This is a genomic window from Rhodopseudomonas sp. G2_2311 (genome assembly GCF_047501505.1).
Classification (GTDB): Bacteria; Pseudomonadota; Alphaproteobacteria; order Rhizobiales; family Xanthobacteraceae; genus Rhodopseudomonas; species Rhodopseudomonas palustris_H.
Window position 1 is genome coordinate 1 of sequence record NZ_JAZDRK010000012.1, and the last position, 2853, is coordinate 2853.

The following is a 2853-nucleotide window of genomic DNA, read 5'->3' on the forward strand; positions in this document are numbered from 1 at the left end:
ACGCGTATGGACGATCTTCTTCGTGAGTTTTTGACGGAGACCTTCGAGAGCCTGGACACGGTTGACAACCAGTTGGTCCGGTTTGAGCAGGAGCCGAACAACGCGAAGATATTGGACAATATTTTTCGTCTTGTTCACACCATCAAGGGGACGTGCGGGTTTCTAGGATTGCCGCGGCTTGAAGCGCTTGCGCATGCGGCCGAGACCCTGATGGGCAAATTCCGGGACGGGATGCCGGTGACGGGGGAGGCGGTGACGCTGATCCTGACCACGATCGACCGGATCAAGGACATTCTGACCCAGCTGGAGGCGACCCAGGCCGAGCCCGAGGGCGAGGACGGCGACCTGATCGGGGAGCTGGAGCGGTTGTCGATGCGCTCGCCGGAGGAGATCGCGGCCGAGCTTGGTGGCACGGTGCCGGCGGACGTCGCCGAGGTCGCTGTGGCCGAAGCTCCTGCCGAAGCCGTTGTGGCGGCTGCGGCCGACGCCAATTCGACCGAAGGCACCCTGGTGGCGCAGACGCTGGAGCGTCCGCTGCGGCCGGGCGAAGTGTCGCTGGACGAGCTGGAGCGCGCCTTCCGCGAGACCGAGATCGAGATGGCTTCCCCGCCGCTGCAGCCGGCCGTGAGCGAGGCGCCGGCGGCCGTGGCCGAAGCTGCGCAGCCTGAACCGAAGCCGGCCAAGCCCGCCGCCAAACCCGCCGCCAAGCCGGCGGCGAAGAAGTCCGGCGGCGACGGCGAGGGTGCGGCTGAAGGTGGTGCCGCCGGCGGCGTCGCCAACCAGTCGATCCGGGTCAATGTCGATACCCTCGAACACCTGATGACGATGGTGTCGGAGCTGGTGCTGACCCGTAACCAGCTCTTGGAGATCAGCCGGCGCCACGAGGACAACGAGTTCAAGGTGCCGCTGCAGCGGCTCTCCACCGTCACCGCCGAGCTGCAGGACGGGGTGATGAAGACCCGGATGCAGCCGATCGGCAACGCCTGGCAGAAGCTGCCCCGCATCGTCCGGGATCTGGCCGCCGAACTCGGCAAGCACATCGAGCTGGAGATGCACGGTGCCGACACCGAGCTCGACCGCCAGGTGCTCGACCTGATCAAGGACCCGCTCACCCACATGGTGCGCAACTCCGCCGACCACGGGCTGGAGAAGCCCGAGGACCGGGCGCGCGCCGGCAAGCCCGAGCAGGGCACCATCCGCCTGTCCGCCTATCACGAGGGCGGCCACATCGTGATCTGCATCGCCGACAACGGCCGCGGGCTCGACACCGAACGGATCAAGGCCAAGGCCTTGGCCAACGGTCTGGTCACCGAGGCCGAACTCGAGAAGATGACCGAGGCGCAGATCCACAAGTTCATCTTCGCGCCGGGCTTCTCGACCGCCGCCGCCGTCACCTCGGTGTCCGGCCGCGGCGTCGGCATGGACGTGGTGCGCACCAATATCGACCAGATCGGCGGCACGATTGAAGTGAAGTCGGTCGCGGGCGAAGGCTCGGCGATCACCATCAAGATCCCGCTGACGCTGGCGATCGTCTCGGCACTGATCGTGGAGGCCGGCGGTGACCGGTTCGCGATCCCGCAGCTCGCCGTGGTCGAACTGGTGCGGGCGCGGGCCAACTCCGAGCACCGCATCGAGCGGATCAAGGACACGCCCGTTCTTCGTCTCCGCGACAAGCTGCTGCCGCTGATCCATCTGAAGAAGCTGCTCGGCATCGACGAGGGCGCCAATAGCGAGCCGGAGAACGGCTTCATCGTGGTGACCCAGGTCGGCAGCCAGACCTTCGGCATCGTGGTCGACGGCGTGTTCCACACCGAAGAAATCGTCGTCAAGCCGATGTCGACCAAGCTGCGTCACATCGGAATGTTCTCGGGCAACACCATCCTGGGCGACGGCGCGGTGATCATGATCGTCGATCCGAACGGGATCGCGCAGGCGCTCGGCACCGCGGTGTCGGCGCAGCACGATATCTCCGATCAGGCGGCGGCGAGCCGCAACGCCTCGGCCGAACAGCTCACCTCGCTTCTGGTGTTCCGCGCCGGCTCGAGCCAGCCCAAGGCGGTGCCGCTGTCGCTGGTGACGCGCCTGGAAGAGATCGCCGCCGACAAGATCGAGAGGTCGAACGGCCGCTACATGGTGCAGTACCGCGACCAGCTGATGCCGCTGGTGCTGATGGAAGGCGTCGATGTCGCGACAAGCGGCGTGCAGCCGATCCTGGTGTTCGCCGACGAGGACCGGTCGATGGGCCTTGTGGTCGACGAGATCGTCGACATCGTCGAGGAGCATCTGCACATCCAGGTCGGCTCCAGCCGCGAGGGCATTCTCGGCTCGGCGGTGATCAAGGGCCAGGCCACCGAAGTGATCGACGTCGCGCACTTCTTGCCGATGGCGTTCTCCGACTGGCTGGCGCGCAAGGAGATGCGGCAGACGATGACCACGCGCTCGGTGCTGCTGGTCGATGACAGTGCGTTCTTCCGCAACATGCTGGGTCCGGTGCTGAAGGCGGCGGGCTACAAGGTCCGCGTTGCGACCTCGGCGGTCGAGGGCCTCGCCGTGCTGCGCTCGGGTGCGCAGTTCGACGTGATCCTGACCGACATCGAGATGCCGGAGATGAACGGCTTCGAGTTCGCCGAGGCGATCCGCTCCGACACCAAGATGTCGAGCCTGCCGGTGATCGCGCTGAGCTCGCTAGTGTCGCCGGCGGCGATCGAGCGCGGCCGCCAGGCCGGTCTGACCGACTACATCGCCAAGTTCGACCGGCCCGGCCTGATCGCGGCGCTGAAGGAGCAGACCACGATGCATGCGACGCCCGAAGTGCTGGAGCAGGCGGCATGAGCGAGACCAGGAAGGACACCC

Annotated in this window: 1 protein-coding gene; it reads left to right on the forward strand. The window is 66.5% G+C overall.

Annotation, left to right across the window (positions count from 1 at the left end):
• Nucleotides 1-6 precede the first annotated feature (6 nt).
• Nucleotides 7-2832, forward strand: coding sequence for a chemotaxis protein CheW (locus VRZ08_RS15990; RefSeq protein WP_414533249.1), 2826 nt, complete (start codon nucleotides 7-9; stop codon nucleotides 2830-2832).
• The last annotated feature ends 21 nt before the right edge of the window (nucleotides 2833-2853 follow it).

Bases quoted from the DNA above. Each gene is read 5' to 3' on its own strand.
- VRZ08_RS15990 (WP_414533249.1), top strand. From the start codon at position 7: ATGGACGATCTTCTTCGTGAGTTTTTGACGGAGACCTTCGAGAGCCTG.